Annotated in this window: 12 protein-coding genes; 1 reads left to right on the top strand and 11 read right to left on the bottom strand. The window is 66.9% G+C overall.

Annotation, left to right across the window (positions count from 1 at the left end):
* Positions 1-7: 7 nt before the first annotated feature.
* From PE061_RS13395 to PE061_RS13345, 11 genes are all read right to left on the bottom strand, one after another.
* Positions 8-415: a Zn-ribbon domain-containing OB-fold protein gene (locus tag PE061_RS13395; RefSeq protein WP_271255779.1), complete on the bottom strand. Its 408-nt coding sequence runs from the start codon at positions 413-415 to the stop codon at positions 8-10.
* Positions 416-417: 2 nt separating this feature from the next.
* Entirely contained in the window at positions 418-1566 is a 1149-nt protein-coding gene (locus PE061_RS13390; RefSeq protein ID WP_271255778.1) for a thiolase family protein, read from the bottom strand.
* Between the two features lie 74 nt (positions 1567-1640).
* Positions 1641-3719 (bottom strand): 3-hydroxyacyl-CoA dehydrogenase NAD-binding domain-containing protein, encoded by a 2079-nt coding sequence (locus PE061_RS13385; RefSeq protein ID WP_271255777.1) that lies wholly within the window; start codon positions 3717-3719, stop codon positions 1641-1643.
* Positions 3706-5790 (bottom strand): PQQ-dependent dehydrogenase, methanol/ethanol family, encoded by a 2085-nt coding sequence (locus PE061_RS13380; protein ID WP_271255776.1) that lies wholly within the window; start codon positions 5788-5790, stop codon positions 3706-3708. Before PE061_RS13380 ends, PE061_RS13385 begins: the two co-directional genes overlap by 14 nt.
* A gap of 16 nt (positions 5791-5806) precedes the next feature.
* Positions 5807-7978 carry a PQQ-dependent dehydrogenase, methanol/ethanol family gene (locus PE061_RS13375; RefSeq protein ID WP_271255775.1) on the bottom strand — a complete coding sequence of 724 codons (2172 nt, stop codon included), beginning with the start codon at positions 7976-7978 and terminating at the stop codon, positions 5807-5809.
* 24 nt (positions 7979-8002) lie between these two features.
* A complete protein-coding gene (locus PE061_RS13370; protein ID WP_271255774.1) occupies positions 8003-10450 on the bottom strand; it encodes a TonB-dependent receptor in 2448 nt (815 codons plus the stop codon).
* Between the two features lie 338 nt (positions 10451-10788).
* A complete protein-coding gene (locus PE061_RS13365; RefSeq protein WP_271255773.1) occupies positions 10789-12324 on the bottom strand; it encodes an AMP-binding protein in 1536 nt (511 codons plus the stop codon).
* A 30-nt stretch (positions 12325-12354) separates the two neighbouring features.
* Entirely contained in the window at positions 12355-13704 is a 1350-nt protein-coding gene (locus tag PE061_RS13360; RefSeq protein WP_271255772.1) for an MFS transporter, read from the bottom strand.
* A gap of 28 nt (positions 13705-13732) precedes the next feature.
* Entirely contained in the window at positions 13733-14959 is a 1227-nt protein-coding gene (locus tag PE061_RS13355) for an acyl-CoA dehydrogenase family protein (RefSeq protein WP_271255771.1), read from the bottom strand.
* 25 nt (positions 14960-14984) lie between these two features.
* Complete coding sequence (locus tag PE061_RS13350; RefSeq protein ID WP_271255770.1) at positions 14985-15725, bottom strand: SDR family NAD(P)-dependent oxidoreductase; 741 nt, start codon at positions 15723-15725, stop codon at positions 14985-14987.
* Between the two features lie 38 nt (positions 15726-15763).
* Entirely contained in the window at positions 15764-16786 is a 1023-nt protein-coding gene (locus PE061_RS13345) for a phosphotransferase family protein (protein WP_271255769.1), read from the bottom strand.
* Between the two features lie 47 nt (positions 16787-16833).
* Here PE061_RS13345 and PE061_RS13340 point away from each other — a divergent pair, with 47 nt between their 5' ends.
* Positions 16834-17589, top strand: coding sequence for a TetR/AcrR family transcriptional regulator (locus PE061_RS13340; RefSeq protein ID WP_271255768.1), 756 nt, complete (start codon positions 16834-16836; stop codon positions 17587-17589).
* Position 17590 lies beyond the last annotated feature (1 nt).

Genomic DNA, 17590 nt, shown 5'->3' with positions numbered 1-17590 from the left:
GTCTTCTTCAGGCCGGCGCGAAGCCCGGCAGCACATGCTCTCCCGCCGGCACGGGCGACAATTTCACGCGCATCCCGCACGCGGGCTCCGCATCGCCGACCAGCAGCGAAATGATCCGCGCCTGCGGCGCTTCCACCGGCTCGACGAGCAGGATGGTGTGCGGCACGCTCGCCGGATCGGCGCCGGGCAGCAGGCTGCGCTCGACTTTCGTGAACGAATAGATCGTGCCCTCACCCGAAAGCGGCTTCCAGACCGCGTGGCTTTCCGGGTGGCAGGGCAGCACCTCGGGCGGATACCAGTAGAAGGTTCCGCATTCCGGGCAGGCCGTGATCCTGAGCTCGCCCACCGCGAGCCCCTCGTAGAAGGGCTTGCAGAGGTCGGTATCGAAACGCGGCGGAAAATTCGGAACGCCCATGGTCACTGATCCCGGGTGAGTATGGTGGTCGCGTGCGTGTTGCCGCCGAGCCCGGCGACCGCGCAGACGGCCGCGCCCTCGACCTGCGCCGCGCCGCGCTCGCCGCGAAGCTGCCGCACGCCTTCGATGAGGAGGTTGATGCCCGGCACATAGCCGCCCGACATGTGGCCGCCGCTCGTGTTGACCGGCATCTTGCCGCCCGGCGCGGCATGGCCCGCGTGATAGAAGCGCCCGCCCTCGCCCTTTTCGCAGAAGCCGAGCATTTCGGTTTGCAGGATCGCGGAGATGCTGAAGCAGTCGTACACCTGCGCGACGTCCACGTCCGCCGCCGTGATGCCCGCCGCCGCATAAGCCGCGGCAGCAGACCGCCGCCCCGGCAGGTCGAGCAGGTCGCGGCGCTGCGTCAGCACGGTCGACATCGGCTCCGGGTTCGACGCGATGCCGATGCCCGCGACCACCGCCGGGGGCTTCGCGAGATCGCGCGCGCGCTCCAGCGTCGTCACCAGATAGGCGCCCGCGCCGTCCGTCATCAGGCAGCAGTCGGCGACGCGCATCGGCCGCGCCACCATCGGGCTCTTGCGGTAGCCCTCCATGTCCATCGGCTCGCGCTTCTGCGCGTCCGGGTTCAGCACGGCCCATTTGCGGTAGGTGAGCGCCACCGAGGCCAGCTCTTCCTCGGAAAGCCCGAATTCGTGGGCATAGCGGTTGGCGAGTACCGCGAAATAGGCGGGCTGGCCGAAATAGCCGACCGGCATTTCGAGGTCGACCTTCAGCGGCTCGGCGAGGTGCGTGGTGCGCGGGCCACCGGGCTTCGAGCACTTGATCGCGTAGTAGACGAGCACATGCCTCGCGAGGCCCGCCTGCACCGCGAGCTGCGCGAGCTGAAGCCCGCTCCCCACCGTCGCCGTTCCGGCAACGACGGAGGTGGCGGCGCTGAAGCCCCGATCGGCGACACCCAGCGCGAAAACCAGCTCGTCGACGTGATCGGCGCTTCCGCACGACACGAAGCCGTCGATGTCGGCGATGCCGAGCCCCGCGTCCGCAACCGCCCTGCGCGCCGCTTCCGCGGTCATGTCCAGCGTCGTGCGCGGCGTCGCCCGCACGAATGCCGTTTCTCCTATGCCCGCGATCGCGGCGGTGGCGCTTGTCATATCGGACCCTCACCCAAATTCTGCACCGAGGTATATATTTTTCCGGCGCGCCGATCCAGTGCAAAAGAGACGCGTCACGCGTCCTTGAACGCCTTGCCCTCCGCCGCCAGCCGTTCGATGAGCGGCGACGGCGTGAAATCGTCGCCGTGCGCGGCGCGAAGCGCGTTCAGCGTTTCCAGCACCTTGGCCGGGCCTTCGAGGTCGGCCCAGAACATCGGGCCGCCGCGGTAGCGCGGCCAGCCGTAGCCGGTGATCCAGACGATATCGACGTCGGAGGACCGCGCGGCGATGCCTTCGTCGAGGATTCGCGCGCCTTCGTTCACCATCGCGTAGAGGATGCGGTCGCGGATCTCGTCGTCGCTGACGGCGCGGCGCGCGATTCCCTGACGCACCGCGAAATCCTCGATCACCTTCGCCGCCACCGGCGAGGGCGTCTGCTTGCGGTTCTCGTCGTAGTCGTAATAACCGGCCTTCGACTTCTGGCCGTGCCGCCCCATCTCGTTCAGGATCTCGCGCACGGTGGAGGAACTCGTTTTATTGCGGTCCCAGCCCACGTCGAGGCCGACGAGATCGCGCATCTGGAAGTGCCCCATCGGGAAGCCGAAATCGTAGAGGACGCGGTCGACGTCCTGTGGCGTCGCGCCTTCAAGGATCAACGCGTCCGCCTGCGTGTTGCGCGCGGCGAGGATACGGTTGCCGACGAAACCGAAGCCGTTGCCGACCGTCACGCCGATCTTGCCGATGGTCTTCGAGAGCTTCACCGCCGTCGCCACCACCTCCGGCGCCGTGTCCTTGGTGCGGACGATCTCCAGCAGCTTCATGACGTTGGCAGGCGAGAAGAAGTGCAGCCCGAGCACGCTTTCCGGACGCTTCGTTGCGGCGGCGATTTCATCGACATCGAGATAGCTGGTGTTCGTCGCAAGGATGGCGCCCGGCTTCGCAACGGCATCCAGCCGCGCGAACACGTCCGTCTTCACGTCGATCTGCTCGAACACCGCCTCGATGACGAGGTCGCAGTCGGCAAGGTCGCCGAGATCGAGCGATCCGGTGAGCAGGCCCATGCGCGTCTCGACGTCCTCGGGCTTCAGGCGCCCCTTCTTCGCGGTCGTCTCGTAATTGCTGCGGATGATGCCGAGGCCGCGGTCGAGGCCCGCCTGCGCCGTCTCCACGATGGTGACGGGGATGCCGACGTTCAGGAAATTCATGGCGATGCCGCCGCCCATCGTGCCCGCGCCGATCACGCCGACCTTCGCGATCGGCAGCGTCGGCGTGTCGGCGGAAATGTCGTCCACCTTCGCGGCCTGACGCTCTGCGAAGAACACGTGCCGCTGCGCCGCCGACTGGCTGTCCTTCATCAGTTCGTCGAACAGTGCGCGCTCGCGGACCAGCGCGTCCTCGAACGGCAGGTCGCTCACCGCCGTCTCGATGCAGCGGATATTGTACTCGGGTGCGAGGAAGCCGCGGAACTGGCGCGCGTTCGCCTTGCGGAATTCGTCGAAGATGCCGGGATTGGCACGCGCCTCCTCCAGTTTCTCGGTGCGGTCGCGCACCTTCAGCAGCGGCAGCCCCTCGTCGAGAACCTTGTTCGCGAAAGCGACGGCGGCGGCACGCAGCCCGCCCTCCTCCGCCAGCGCGTCGAGAAGGCCCATCGAAAGCGCCTCCCTCGCTGAAATCGGGTTGCCGCTCGTCACCATTTCGAGCGCCTTCTGCACGCCCACCACGCGCGGCAGGCGCTGCGTGCCGCCCGCGCCGGGCAGCAGGCCGAGCTTCACTTCGGGAAGGCCGCACTTCGCCGAGGGAACCGCGACGCGGTAGTGCGCGACGAGCGCAAGCTCCAGCCCGCCGCCGAGCGCCGTGCCGTGGATCGCGGCCACGATCGGCTTGGTGGCGTTCTCCACGATCTTCTGGAGGTTCCGAAGCGACGGCTCCACCTGCGGCTTGCCGAACTCCGTGATGTCCGCGCCCGCGAAGAAAGTGCGCCCCTCGCAGATCAGGACGACCGCGCCCACCGCGTCGTCCGCCATCGCCTTTTCGACCGCGGCGGCGATCCCCTGCCGCACGGCGTTCGAGAGCGCGTTTACCGGCGGCGAATCGACGGTGACGACCGCAACCCGGCCGTCCTCTTCGTAGGTGGTGACGTCATTGACCTTCATTGTGACCTCTGCTGACCGAAGCGCGCGGATCGGCGGCCTGCACCTCGCGCGCACGTTTACGGATGAAGTGCTGGAGCCCGGCGATCTCGTCGTCGGACAGTTCCTCGAAGCGCGGCATCCCGCGCTCGAGGAGCACGCCCTCGCGCAATACCGTGTTCATGGCGTCGAAATCCAGAGGCATGGCCGAGCGCAGCAGGTCAGGCGCCGCGCCGCCGGAAAGCGCCGTCGGACCGTGACAGATCGAGCAACGCTGGCCGTAGACCGTCTCGCCGAGCGACGCGCGCGCCGGAACCACCTTGAACGCCGGATCGTCGGCGATCGGGACGTCCACCGGTTCGGCGGGCGGCAGCTTCGCGGTGCCGCCCAGCGCGAACGTCAGCACGCGCCATTGCTGCGTGTGATAGTTCCACTCGCGCTCGAGGCCCGCCGCGCCCTGAAAGCGCGATCCCGCGATCACCGTGACGTACTGCTTCCCGCCCGCCAGATAGGTGATCGGCTGCGCCATCACCGCCGTCTGCGCGTCGAACGACCAGAGCGTCTTGCCCGTATCCGCCGCCATGACGACGAACGCGCCCGTCGCGCGGCCCTGCATCAGCAGGTTGCCCGCCGTCGTCGCGGTGCCGCCGCCGCCGCGCATCCCGGGATAGGACTGCCGCCAGACTTCGCGCTGACGGGCCGGGTCCCACGCCAGCAGGGCGCTCGACGCCGGCCGGAGCTTCAGATCGGCGGGCGGCGTCCCCGTGCCGACGCTGAGCCGCTGGCCATCGAGATGCTTCCATTCTGCGAGGGGGCCGCTCGGGTCGGTATACGCCCGCCCCTGATCGAGAACCGGGATGTAGATGAGGCCCGTGCCCGGATTGAACGACATCGCCTCCACGTTGTGCGCACCGTAGGGCGACGGGTAGACGATCGCCGTCTTGCCCGCCGGATAGCGCGCCTCCGGGCGCTCGACCGGGCGTCCGGTCTCGACGTCGATGCGCTCGGCCCAGTTCACCGGCACGATCGCCTCGGCGGAAATCAGCTTCCCCGTCTCGCGGTCGAGCACGTAGAAGAAACCGTTCTTCGGCGCGTGCAGCAGCACCTCGCGTTTCCTGCCGTCGATCTCCAGCTCGGCGAGTTCGATGTCCATCGCCGAATTGAAGTCCCACGTCTCGCCGGGGTTCGTCTGGTAGTGCCAGACATATTCGCCCGTGTCGGCGTCGAGCGCCACGATCGAACAGAGGAACAGGTTGTCGCCGCCTTCGGGGCTGCGGATCTTCTGGTTCCACGGTGCGCCGTTGCCAACGCCGATATAGATGCGGTTATGCTTCGGATCGTAGGCCATGGCGTTCCACACGGTGCCGCCGCCGCCGTACTTCCACCATTCGCCCGTCCACGTCTTCGCGGCCATTTCCATGGCCTTGTTCTCGAAGCCCTCCGCCGGGTTGCCGGGCACGGTGTGGAAACGCCACGCTTGCTTGCCGGTCTTCTGGTCATAGGCGGTCACGTAGCCGCGCACGGGGCCGAAATCCGCGCCGCCGTGGCCGATCACCACCTTGTCGCCGAACACCCACGGCGCGCCGGTGATGTAGCGGCTGTCGTCGGGTTCGATCGTCATCGCGCTCCAGCGCGGCTTGCCGGTCTTCGCGTCGATGGCGATCAGCCGCCCGTCGATGGTGCCGGTGAAGATCAGCCCGTTCGCATGGGCGATGCCGCGGCTTCCCCATGCGGCGCGCAGCTTGCGCCCCGCCGCCTTCGGGGCTTCGGGATCGTACCGCCACAATTCCTTGCCGGTCGCGGCGTCCATCGCGTGGACGACGCTGTAACCGGCCGCGAAATAGAGCACGCCGTCAACCGCCACCGGTGCGGACAGGCTGCTCGGCCCGACGTCGATGTCGTGATACCAGGCAAGCCCCAGCTTCGCGGCATTGCCCGCGTTGATTTCCCTCAGCGGGCTGTAGTGCGCTTCATCGACCGGCCCGCCGTAGCCCGGCCAGTCCGCCCCGCTGGCGGCGGGCGGATCGCCGAGGCATCCGCTGAGGAGCACGCCCGCGAGAATCGCCGCGAAGACCGGCCCTGCCCTTTTCCGCATCAGCAGGATACGCCGCTCATTTGGGAGACGCCTGCGGCGCTGCCTCCACGGACGCGAGCGCTTCGCGCGCGCGCTGCCGGATGAAATGCTGAAGCCCCTCGATCTCGGCATCGGTCAGCTGCTCGAAGCGGGGCATACCGTTCTGCATCAGTTCGCCGTCCCGCACCACGGCGGCCAGCGATTCGAACGCCATCGGCGCCCCCGCCTTGCGCAGGTCCGGCGCCGCGCCGCCCGCCATCATGCCGACGCCGTGGCAGACGATGCAGGCCGTGTTGTAGATGGCGCTGCCCAGCTTCGCCTTTTCGGCATCGACCACGAAGCTCTCGTCGTCCGCAATGGGCATCTCCACCGGCTCGTCGTCCGGAAGCGCGGCCTTGCCGTCCAGCGCGAACGTCAGCACGCGCCGCTTCTGGCCGTAATAGTCCCATGTCGGCGCCGTGCCGTAGCTCGACCGCCAGCCGGTGATGACCGTCAGGTACTGGCGCCCGTCCACCGTGTAGGTGATCGGGTTCGAGAGGATGCCGTTCTGCGCGTCGAAGGACCACAGCGGCTTGCCGCTGTTCGCCTCATAGGCGACGAGCTTGCCCTCGGCGTTGCCCTGCACGACGAGGTTGCCCGCCGTCGTCAACACGCCGCCGCTGAACGCGCCCTTCATGGGCACGCGCCACGCTTCCTTCTGCTTCACGGGGTCCCATGCCTGCAGGAAGCTGATCGGCGGCGGCACGGTCATTCCGGGCGGCGCGGCGCCGAGGCCCGTGTTGATGTACATGCCCGGCCGGTGCTGCCATTTCGAGAAATCGCCCGGCGCGTCCACATAGACGCGTCCGCCCTCGTTCGCCGGTATGTAGGCAAGGCCCGTCTGCGGGCTGAACGCCATCGCCTGAACGCCGTGCGCGCCGTTCGGGAACGGATAGATGATCACCGCCTTGCCGTCCGGATAGCGGGCGTCCGGCGTTTCCACGGGCCGCCCGGTCTTCAGGTCGATCCGCTCGGCCCATGTCACCTTGGAGAATTTCTCCGCCGAGACCAGTTTCCCGGTCTTGCGGTCGATCACGTAGAAGAAACCGTTCTTCGGCGCGTGGATGATCACCGGGCGCACCTTGCCGCCGATCTTCAGGTCGGCGAGCTGGATGTCCATCGTGTTGTTGTAGTCCCACGTCTCGCCGGGATTCGCCTGATAGTGCCAGACGTACTCGCCCGTGTCGGCGTCGAGCGCGACGATGGAGGCGAGGAACAAATTGTCGCCGCCCTGCGGGCTGCGGATCTTCTGGTTCCACGGCGCACCGTTGCCGACGCCGAGATAGATGCGGTTGAATTTCGGATCGAACGCCATGGCGTGCCAGACGGAGCCGCCGCCGCCGTGTTTCCACCACTCGCCCGTCCACGTCTTCGCGGCCATTTCCATGGCCTTGTTCTCGAAGCCGTCCGCCGGGTTTCCGGGTACGGTGTGGAAACGCCACGCCTGCTTGCCGGTCGCCTGATCGTAGGCGGTCACATAGCCGCGCACGGGGCCGTAGTCCGAGCCGCCGCTGCCGATCACCACCTTGCCGTTGAAGACCCAGGGAGGCCCGGTGATGTAGCTTTCGTCTTTCGGATCGAGCGTGAGTTCGCTCCACAGCAGCGTGCCGGTCTTGGCGTCGAGCGCGATCAGGCGCCCGTCCAGCGTGCCGGTGAACACCTTGCCGTTGTCGAAGGCGATGCCGCGGATGCCCCAGCCGGCGCGCATCTTGTGCCCGGCGTGCTTGTGGACTTCGGGATCATATTTCCAGAGCAGCTCGCCGGTGCGCGCGTCCATCGCGTGGATGACGCTGTAGCCGGTCGCGAAATAGAGCACGCCGTCAACCGCGAGCGGCGCCGAGAAGCTGTTGAACGTCGGCTCCAGATCGTGCGCCCAGACGAGTCCGAGCCGCCCGATGCTGGCTTCGTTGATCTCTTTGAGCGGACTGAAATGCGTCTCGCTGTAGGTGCGGCCGAAGGCCTGCCAGTTGCTGCCGTCGGCCTCGTCGTAGGCAGGAGAACGCTTGGCGCCCGTCGCGTCCGCGGCATTATCGGAAAAGCCGAGCGTCATCAGCATCGCGGCCGAGACCAGCAGGGCAGGCAACCTGTCCGTTTTCACGACTTTCACGACGCCGCGCATCCACCTCTCCATCGCACCGGAAACCGGCGCGGGACACACGGCAAGCCGCATGTCCCGCGCCTCCACTCTTCCCGACTAGAACTTCACGCCGACCGTAACACCATACGTCCGCGGATTGGTAACATGATAGTCCGCGAAGAAGTTGCCGACCGGCAGGTAGTTCAGGATCTCGATCTGGTTGGTGAGGTTCTTGCCCCAGAGCGTGACTTCGTAGGCGTCGCTATCCGGCGTCCACCTGATGCTGGCATCCACCAGCGTCATCGCCGGGCGGTACGAATACGGCACGTTCAGCAGCTGCACGAACACCGAGCTGCGATAGTTGACGCTGCCGTTCACCGAGATCGTGCCCGAGCCCGCGGTGAAGTCCTTGGTGAAGCCCGCCGTGAGGTCCCAGCGCGGCGCACGCATCGGCTTCAGATCGGAGAAGTCGGTCGGCACGAGGTAGCGGTCCACGCCGCCCGACGTCACCGTGGTGATCGGGCCGCAAACCGCGCGGCCGTTCGCGGGCGTCGTCGTCGTCTCCGCACCATCGAGGTCCGCGCAGTACGAGGTGTACGACGCCTTGTTCCAGCCGATGTTCGCATAGAGCGTCAGCTGGTCGACCGGACGCGCCGAGATTTCCGCCTCGATGCCGTAGCTCTTCATGTCCGCAAGGTTCTGGTTGACCGTGGTCACGCCGTTCGGCGAGGACGGGGTCGGCGTCACGAGGCTGCGCTGCAGGCCGTCAAACTTGCTGTAGAAGGCGTTGACGTTGAGACGCAGACGGCGATCGAACCAGTCGCTCTTGATACCGACTTCGTAGTTGTCGACCCGCTCCTGTCCATAAGGCGTCATGAACGCCGTCTGGTCGGAGGAGTTGGCGTTGAAGCCGCCCGACTTGAACGCGCGCTGCCAGAAGCCGAACAGCATCACGTCGTCGTTCGCCTTGTAGTTCACGCCGACGCGCGGCGAGAAGCTTTCCCAGGCCTTCTTCGCCGGGCCGAAGATGATCGCCGTGTTGGTCGGCCAGATGTGATCGCTGAAGTCAATGTCGCGCGCGAGCCCGGTGGTGTTGAACGTGGAGTTCGTGCCGCGATAGCCGTACTTCTTCTCGTAGCTGTAGCGGCCGCCGAGGACGAGCGCGAGTTCCGGCGTGAAGTTGTACTCCACCTGCGCGTAGGCCGACCATGTCTTGCGCTTGCCGGTGTTGTTCACATAGCCTGGGTTCTGCGTCGTGTCGGCAATCGAGAATTCCGACACGAACGGTGCCGTGAAGTCCGTGAAGCTGAGCTGCGACGTATTGTAGTGATCCCAGAGATAGAACAGGCCGGCGACCACGTTGATCGAATCCGAGAAATCGGAAGCGAACTGAAGCTCGCCGGAAAATGCGCGATAGGTTTCCCAGCGGACGGTGGAATAGGAGTTGATGTTGGTGCCGTCCGTGTCGGTCCAGATCTCGGACGTGGCGCGGTTGTAGTTCACAAGCGCGCGGAACGTGCCGAGATCGGTCGTGTAGGCGGCATCCGTGGTGATGTTCCACTGGTCGTTGTCGGTCGGCTTGCCGCTGAAGTTCGTGCCCGCGCGCAGCGGGTTGGTGCCGTCGGACGAAATGCCGAAACGCTTGTCGCCGAACGGATTGAAACCGGGGAAGCCGAGGCTGGAAAGCGTGCTGCCCGGCAGGACGATCTGCCCGGCGGAATACGCCTCGCTGCGCTCGCGCATGATTTCGCCGATGATGTTGATGTCCCACGCGTCATTGGGCGTGAGGCGCAGGGTCGGACGCACGTAGAGGCTCTGCTCCTTGCCGATCGACTTGCCCTCGAGCGTCGAATCGACAACGCTTGGCGCAACGATGCCGTGGTTCTTCCAGAACCCGTCGAAGTTGTGCGACCGCACGGCGAGACGCGCCGCGACCTTGCCTTCCACGATCGGCACGTTGCCGACGACATCGACGTCGATCTTGCCGTAGTTGCCGATCGTCGCCATCGCCGAACCGCTGGTCTCGTTCAGGTCCGGCCGGTTGGTGCGCAGCGAGATGGCGCCCGAGAAGGCGTTGCGGCCGTAAAGCGTGCCCTGCGGCCCGCGCAGAACCTCGATCGACGACACGTCGACCGTGCTGGAGAGCGCGTTGACGTTGCGCGCCTGAAAGATGCCGTTGATGTAGACCGCGACCTGCGGGTCGGCGAAGCTCTCGATGCCGCTGACGCCGACGCCGCGGATGGACAGCGATGCGACGCCGGGGAACAGGCCGACGTGCTCGATGACCGCGTTGGGGATCAGCGTGTTCAGCGCCTCGATGGTTGCCACGCCCGTGCGCGACAGCGTGTCGGCGCCGACCGCGACGATCGACAGCGGCACGTCCTGCAGGTTCTGCGCGCGGCGCTGCGCCGTCACGACGATTTCATCGAGACCGCCGACCGTGACGCTGTCCTGGGCAGGTGCCTGCGCCGCTTCCTGCGCCGCGGCAGGCGCCGCCACGAGCAGGGCGCCCGCACTGCAAAGCGCCGTCGAAAGACCCAGGTGCTTCATTCGAATCGTCTTCATATATCCTCCCCCGAAAAATACGTTGGCTGCCGAAACCTTGCGGCTGACGAAGAATTCCATTGCGTACAGCGTTCCCGACGCCGGGCGCCGGGCTGCGGATCGAACCCAAGAGGCATGACTGGAGTGCTGCTGACACCCATGACGATCTTCCCTCTTGCCGTTCTTACCGACGGCCCGTCGCACGCCCTTCAGGCGCTCAACATTGCAAGGAATACACGATTCCTTGCAATTTCTGCACTTAAATGCAGTTTTATGGCCATGTCAATTATTAATCCGCTGTGCAGGTTTCAAATCATGCCCGGCGCGACATTCGCGACACACCGGGCACGCGGAAGGCCTCATCCGCCGATCGTGCGATCGGAAGGCCAATAGTTCTGCCGCAGCGCGCGCTTGTTGACCTTGCCCATCGCATTGCGGCCGATGTCGTCGACGAAATCGTAGGACCGCGGGCATTTGTAGCCGGCAAGAGTCTCCCGGCAGAAACTGTTCAGCGCTTCCGGCGACGGCGGGTTCGCGGGGTCCGCCGGGATCACCAGCGCCTTCACCTCTTCCCCCATCTCCGCGTTCGGCACGCCGATCACCGCTACGTCCGCGACGTCCGGATGGCAGAGCAGCACATGCTCCGCTTCGGCCGGGTAGATGTTGACGCCGCCGCTCACGATCATGTCGGAAACGCGGTCGGTGATGAACAGGTAGCCCTCGGCGTCGACATAGCCCATCTCGCCGAGCGTGAAGACGCCGGGCGCGATGTGCGCCTCCGCCGTCTTCACCGGGTCGCCGTGATAGACGATGCCGCGCCCGGTCGTGTCGCGGAAATACACCTGCCCGACTTCACCCGCGGGGCATTCCTTGCCGTCCTCGCCGATGATGACGAGTTCGAACGGCGGCAGCGCGCACCCGACCGAACCCGGCCGCTCCAGCCACTCGGGCGACGTGATGAACGTCGTCGATCCCGCTTCGGTGCCGCCGTAGGCTTCGACGAGCACGGGCCCGAACCAGTCGATCATCGCCTTCTTCACGTCGCGCGGACAGGCCGCGCCCGTGTGCGCGAGGCGCTTCATGCTGGACACGTCATAGCGTGCGCGCACCTCCTCGGGCAGCGAAAGCAGCCGCTGGAAATGCGTCGGCACCATCACCGAACCCGCCACGCGATAACGCTCGATCAGCGCCAGCACCTTTTCGGGATCGAACGCCTGCACCGTCACCAGCGACATGCCCGCGAACAGGTTGCGCACCATGCCGAGCGGGCCCGTGTGATAGAGCGGCCCCACGGCGATACCCGGAGAAGGCGTGACCTTTGGTCGCAGGATTTCCGCGAACGCCCGCACGGTGTCCGCGGCCGGGAAATAGCTCGGCGGCGTTTCGGTCGCCTTCGGCTTGCCGGTGGTGCCGGAGGTGTAGTGCAGGTGCGGCAACGGCTTCAGATCAGCGGGCAGCGCCCCGGCGGAGGCTGCGGCGAGCCAGTCCTCCCAGAGCGTGAGCCCTTCGCGGGCCTCGCAGCGCCACCCGACGACCTGCGTGACGCCCGCCTCGCGCGCCGCCGCCAGGCCGACCTCGGCCGTTTCTGGCCCCACGAACAGCACGGAGGCGTTCGAGTCCTGAAGGATGTAGACGAGTTCCTGAACGGTCAGGTGGAAGTTCACCGGCACGCTCGACACGCCCGCCTCGAGGCACGCGACATAGGCGAGCGCCGTCTCCGCGCTGTTCGGCGCGAACACCGCCGCGCGGCGGCGCGCGTCCACGGCGGCGTGGAGCGCATTCGCGGCACGGTTCAGGATCGGATCGAGATCGTTCCAGCTGTATTCGACGCGCTCGTCGGCCAGCGCCAGCGCGCCGCGGTTCGCCGGATCAATCGCCTCTACCGTCACAGACATCGTGCATCCCTTTCAAAACCGGGTGAAGGCTCAGCCATGAACGCTGTCCGCGGCGAGCGCCTCGCGCCGGGCAATCGCCGGGCCGAGGTATCGGAGTGAGAGCCTGAGCGCGACAAGCGCGATGCCGGCCCCGGCGATAACGACGATCGCCAGCGAATCGCCCAGCCGGTCCTCGCTCGCGAATACGAAATCGGTGAGCGCACCGACCACGGCCGGCCCGGCGCCCATGCCGAGCATCGTGAACACGAACATGAAGAAGGCGATCATCTGGCCGCGCACGGCGTTCGGTGCGAGCAGCGCGATCACCGACGAGAGGTAGACCATGAACGGCACGGTGACGAACTGCACGACACCGTAGAGCGCGAGGAACACCCACGGGTTCGGCGTGAAGAACATGTAGAGGATCGCAGGCGCGAGCGCGAGGATCAGCCAGCCGTAGAAGCGCAGGTGCGCGTCCTTCATGCCGCGCGAGAACAACGTGTCGACGATCTTGCCGTTCACGACGAGCGAGGCGGCGGCGAGCAGGTTCATCAGGCTGAGCGCCGGTCCGTAGGCGACCGGCTCCCATCCGTATTCGCGGCCGATGAAGGTCGGCACCCACGCCGTCATCGAGTAGCCGCAGACAGCGAGCGCCGAGAAGGCGATCAGCATCAGGCCGATGAGCTGCCAGTTGGCGCGCACGAAGGCGACGGTCGCGGCGACCGAGCCCGCCTTCGGATCGGCGGCGCCGAGATCGCGGCGCGCCGGTTCGCGGAAACTGAACAGCAGGAGCGCGAACAGGAATCCCGGCAGGCCGACGAGCATCATGACGATCTGCCACGGCTCGGCCGGGCCGTGGATCGGCAGGTCCACGCCCTTCAGCCCGACGGCGAAGGCGATCGCGATGCCGCCGAGGCCGAACGCGGTCGCCGAGCCGACCTTGCCCGCCATCTGGAACGTCGAGGTCGCGAGCGTCAGCTTCTCGCGCGGGAAACCGTCGGAGATCAGCGAGTAGGCGGACGGCAGCAACGCCGCCTCGCCCACGCCCACGACGATGCGCGCGAGCAGCAGCGTCTCGAACGTGCGCGCGAAGCCGCAGGCGACGGTTGCGAGCGCCCATGTCAGCACGCCGAAGAAGATCACGGTGCGGCGCGGGAACCGGTCCGCAGCCCAGCCGAGCGGAAGTCCGAACACCGCATAGGAGATCGCGAAGGCCGGGCCGAGGATGATGCTCATCTGGAAATCGCTGAGCGCCATGTCGGCCTTGATCGGCTCGACCAGCATCGAGATCACCAGCCGGTCGAGCCACGCGAGCACGTAGATCAGGAACAGCACGGCGACCATCCACCATGCGGCGGCCTCGCCCGGCTTTCGTGCGGATGTTTCCGTCAGCGCCGCCATGTTCCGACCCTCCCCGAACAGACCTTTATCAGCGCAAGGGAGCCGCGTTGTATTCCGCGATCTTCAGCTTGCCGAGCTGCGAGAGATGCACCTCGTCCGGCCCGTCCGCCATGCGCAGGAAGCGGCCCGAGACGAAGATCTGCGCCACCGGCGTATCGCCCGTGAGGCCCATCGCGCCGTGCGCCTGGATCGCGCGGTCGGCGACCGTCTGCGCCATCTGCGGCGCGACGATCTTGATCGCGGCGATCAGGTCCTTCGCGACCTTGTTACCGTGGCGGTCCATCGCGTCGGCGGCCTTCAGCGTCAGCAGGCGCGCCTGCTCGATCTCGCAGAACGAGCGCGCGATGTCCTGCCGGATGCTTGACTGCTCGGAGAGCTTGCGCCCGAACGCGACGCGGTTCTCGACGCGGCGCGCCATGTATTCCACCGCGCGCTGCGCCTGCCCGATGAGGCGCATGCAGTGATGGATGCGGCCCGGCCCAAGACGTCCCTGCGCGATCTCGAAACCGCGGCCTTCGCCGAGGATCAGATTCTCCTTCGGCACGCGCACGTCCTTGAACAGCATCTCGCAGTGGCCACCCGGCGAATGCAGCGATTCGAACACGGGGAGCGGGCGCACGATCTCGATGCCGGGCGTGTCCGCCGGGATGATGATCTGCGAATGCTGGCGGTGGCGCGGGCCGTCGCTGGGCGTGCGGCCGAACAGGATATAGACCTTGCAGCGCGGGTCCATCACGCCCGAGATCCACCACTTGCGGCCGTTGATGACATAGTCGTCGCCGTCGGCGATGATCGTGGTGGCGATGTTGGTCGCGTCGGACGACGCCACCTCCGGCTCCGTCATCACGTAGGCCGAGCGGATCTCGCCCGCGAGCAGCGGCTTCAGCCACTTCTCCTGCTGCTCGGGCGTGCCGTACTTCGCCAGCACCTCCATGTTGCCCGTGTCGGGCGCCGCGCAGTTGAAGAACTCCGACGCCCCCACCACGCGGCCCATCAGCTCGGCGAGCGGCGCGTATTCGAGGTTGGTGAGGCCGGGGCTCCATTCGCCGTATTCGTGCGGCATGAACAGGTTCCAGAGTCCTTCCGCCTTCGCCTTCGCCTTGATGTCCTCGATCCCCGGCCACGGCTTCCACAGGTTGGCGTGGTCGTGCTGGAAGTCGATGCGGTCCTGCTCCGTCGGGTAGACGTGGGCATCCATGAACGCCGTCAGCTTCTCGCGCAGTGTCTTCACCTTGTCCGAGTATTCGAAGTCCATGTCCTGTCTCCTCGCGTTATGGTGTTCAGAGCGTCATGCCGCCGTCGACGACCAGCGTCTGGCCGCAGACGTAGGCGGCGAGCGGCGAGGCGAGGAACACGGCGACGCCCGCCATGTCCTCGACGCTGCCGAAGCGCCCCAGCGGAATCTTTGCGAGCGCGCGCTCGCGGCGGTGTTCGTGGTCCATCGTCACCTTGGTCATCTTGGTGTCGACGAGGCTCGGCGCGATGCCGTTCACGCGGATGCCGTCCGCCGCCCACGCCTGCGCGAGCGCGCGGACGAGGTTCACGGCGGCCGCCTTCGATGCGGCGTAGGCGGGATTCCCCATCGTGGCGCGGAACGCGCCGATCGAGCTGATGACGATGACGTTGCCCTTCGCGGCGGCGAGCGCGTCGTGGAAACGCTGCGAGATGTGCATGACGCTGCCCACGTTCACCGCCATCACCTTGTCCCAGCCTTCGGGCTGGAACTCCTGCCGCTTGTAGAGGACGGCGCCCTGCGAATGGACGAGCACGTCGATCGTCTCGAACGGCGCGGGCGCGGACAGGATCGACTCGACGCTGCCGCAATCGACCTGCGTGTAGCCGATCCCCGTCAGGTCGGAGCCTTCGTCGCCCGCGTAGTCGGCGGCGCTGGCGCGCGTGCCCCAGACGTGGACGTTCGCGCCGCGCGCGCGGAAGGCCTGCGCGATGCCGTTGCCGATCCCGCTGGAGCCGCCCACCACCAGCACGTTGTGGCCGGTGAAATCCGTGTCGTTCACACTCATATCGCTCCCTGTCGTCATCGTCCCTGAAGTCCTGCCCGTCATCGCGTCCACCCGGCGGCGCGCTCGAACAGCCAGACGCTGCGGGCATGGAGCCGGTCGCCGACGTCGCGCGGCGCCTTGCCCGCGCAGGCGCGGGCGTGCGTGCCTTCCAGCAGGATGCCGAGCTTGTAGCAGGCGAGCACGCGGTACCAGCCGATCGCGGAAAGGTCGCGGGACGAACGCGCCGCGTAGTGCGCGACGAGCTCCTCGGCGGTCGGGAAGCCGATCCACGGCTTCACGCTCACCGCGCCTTCCTTGCCCGGCTCCGGCCATGTCGCCAGCACCCAGCCGAGGTCGAGCAGCGGATCGCCGATCGTCGCCAGTTCCCAGTCGACGATGGCCGCGAGTTCCGGCCCGTCGTTCCGGAACATGACGTTCGCCATGTGATAGTCGCCGTGGAGGATGCCCGGCTCGAACGTCGCGGGCCGGTTGGCGTCGAGCCAGCGGCCGATCCGCTCGACGTCGCCGAGCGCGGCCGGGCCTTCCCAGCCCGCGAACTCGCCGTAGCCTTCAAGCTGCGCGCGCCAGCGCAAGACCTGCCGTTCGAGATAATTGTCCGGCTTGCCGAAGCCCGAAAGCCCGAGCGCGCGGTAATCGAGCGCGCCGAGCTTGGCGATGCCCTCCACCAGCGAAAGCCCCATGCCGTGCTGGATCTCCGCGGACCCCGCATGGAGCGCCGGCATACCCGCGACCGGATTGAAGCCCTCGACCGGCTCCATCAGGTAGAAGGCCGCGCCCAATACCGATTCGTCGCCGCAGGCGGCGATCAGGCGGGGATGCGGCACGTCCGTATCCGCGATCGCCGCCAGGAGCTGCGCCTCGCGCCGCATGGTCTCGCTCGAATTTGGGCGCGGATGCTCCGGCGGATGGCGCAGCACATAGTCGCGCCCGCCCCGGCGGAATCGCAGCAGGATGTTCTGCGTGCCCCCTGCGAGCGGCGTCACGTCCTCGATGGAATCGGACCCAAGCCCTTGGGTTTCCATCCATTTCGAGAGCGCCTCGATGTCCGGCAATCCTCCCACGGGTACTCCGATGCAAAATTGATCCCGCTGTTTAATTCATTTGGATAATGCACTTGACGGAAGGCCATTGCAATGAGAATCTGCCGGGCATGGTCAGGCTCCAGATTTCCAGCGACGAACAGCCGCGCAACGTCTCCGCGGCGCACATCAAGGCCGTGGCGCAGCGTCTGTTCGCGGAGCGCGGCGTGGACGGCGTCACCGTGCGCGAGATCGCGGCGGCGGCCGGGCAGAAGAACCACGGCGCGGTCGGCTACTATTTCGGATCGAAGGAGGCGCTCGTTCGCGAGATCATCGTGGACGGTGCCGCCGCGATCGACGCCCGCCGCAACGCCGCGCTCGACCGGCTGGAGCAGGACGGCGGCCCGCGCACGGTGCGCGAGGTCGTGGACGTGCTGATCTTCCCGGCGGTGGCGGCGGACCCCGGCGAAGGCGACTACACCTGCTTCATCACCATGCTGGCGATGACCCACCGCGACCTGATGATGGATGCGCTCGCCGACCGGCTCAACATCGGCTACCGGCGCTGCCTCGATCACCTGCGGCGGCTGATGCCGGACATGCCCCCCGCGCTCAAGAACCAGCGCTTCATCTTCATCGGCAACTATCTGAATGCCGTGCTTTCGGCCCGCCAGCGCGCGCTTGCCGACGAAAGCCGCCGCCACCCGACATGGGACGCGGAAGAGACGCTGGACCATTTCGCGCGCAGCGTCGTCGCGATCATCGAAATGCCGCCTGCGGACACCGAAACACACGCCGCCGAAGCCGCGCCCGAATACGATGCCGAATACGGCCGGGCCGGCTGAG

It is taken from the genome of Sphingosinicella microcystinivorans, from assembly GCF_027941835.1.
GTDB lineage: Bacteria > Pseudomonadota > Alphaproteobacteria > Sphingomonadales > Sphingomonadaceae > Sphingosinicella.
Note: the sequence above shows the minus strand (reverse complement) of the source record. Positions and strands in the feature narration are given on the sequence as shown.

What these genes read in the sequence shown, in the direction of transcription:
- PE061_RS13375 (WP_271255775.1), bottom strand. Translation starts at nt 7,978, where the DNA reads ATGCGGCTTGCCGTGTGTCCCGCGCCGGTTTCCGGTGCGATGGAGAGG.
- PE061_RS13395 (WP_271255779.1), bottom strand. Translation starts at nt 415, where the DNA reads ATGGGCGTTCCGAATTTTCCGCCGCGTTTCGATACCGACCTCTGCAAG.
- PE061_RS13360 (WP_271255772.1), bottom strand. Translation starts at nt 13,704, where the DNA reads ATGGCGGCGCTGACGGAAACATCCGCACGAAAGCCGGGCGAGGCCGCC.
- PE061_RS13365 (WP_271255773.1), bottom strand. Translation starts at nt 12,324, where the DNA reads ATGTCTGTGACGGTAGAGGCGATTGATCCGGCGAACCGCGGCGCGCTG.
- PE061_RS13355 (WP_271255771.1), bottom strand. Translation starts at nt 14,959, where the DNA reads ATGGACTTCGAATACTCGGACAAGGTGAAGACACTGCGCGAGAAGCTG.
- PE061_RS13350 (WP_271255770.1), bottom strand. Translation starts at nt 15,725, where the DNA reads ATGAGTGTGAACGACACGGATTTCACCGGCCACAACGTGCTGGTGGTG.
- PE061_RS13340 (WP_271255768.1), top strand. Translation starts at nt 16,834, where the DNA reads ATGCACTTGACGGAAGGCCATTGCAATGAGAATCTGCCGGGCATGGTC.
- PE061_RS13370 (WP_271255774.1), bottom strand. Translation starts at nt 10,450, where the DNA reads ATGAAGACGATTCGAATGAAGCACCTGGGTCTTTCGACGGCGCTTTGC.
- PE061_RS13390 (WP_271255778.1), bottom strand. Translation starts at nt 1,566, where the DNA reads ATGACAAGCGCCACCGCCGCGATCGCGGGCATAGGAGAAACGGCATTC.
- PE061_RS13385 (WP_271255777.1), bottom strand. Translation starts at nt 3,719, where the DNA reads ATGAAGGTCAATGACGTCACCACCTACGAAGAGGACGGCCGGGTTGCG.
- PE061_RS13380 (WP_271255776.1), bottom strand. Translation starts at nt 5,790, where the DNA reads ATGCGGAAAAGGGCAGGGCCGGTCTTCGCGGCGATTCTCGCGGGCGTG.